The sequence below is a fragment of the Marinobacter iranensis genome, assembly GCF_029207565.1.
Taxonomy (GTDB): domain Bacteria; phylum Pseudomonadota; class Gammaproteobacteria; order Pseudomonadales; family Oleiphilaceae; genus Marinobacter; species Marinobacter iranensis.
The window spans coordinates 1-268 of record NZ_JANCMW010000186.1; the positions used below are offsets into that span (position 1 = coordinate 1).

General features: G+C 65.3%; 1 protein-coding gene. It reads right to left on the bottom strand.

The window, feature by feature from the left end; genetic code table 11:
• The coding region (locus NLU14_RS21950; protein ID WP_275710606.1) for a hypothetical protein at positions 1-268 on the bottom strand (268 nt) is incomplete at both ends.

A 268-nucleotide genomic window follows, 5' to 3' on the forward strand; every position in this document is an offset into this window, starting at 1 on the left:
ATCATCTGGCGGCTGAAGGCTTCCCCGGCAAAGCAGTAGATCCGCACGCCCGGCGGCTGGCCCTTGAGTTCCGCCCACTCCGCCAACTGGCGCAAATAGCTGGGCGGGAAGGCGGCCACGGTGATGCCTTCGTTGATCAGGCAATCGTAGGTTTCCTGCACACTCCACAGGGCCTGGTCCCTCAACACGAGGCGGGCGCCGTGGCTGAGCGCGGTCAGCCAGCGTTCGTGGGCGCCGTCGAAGCTGATGGACAGGAAGTGCAGTTCCC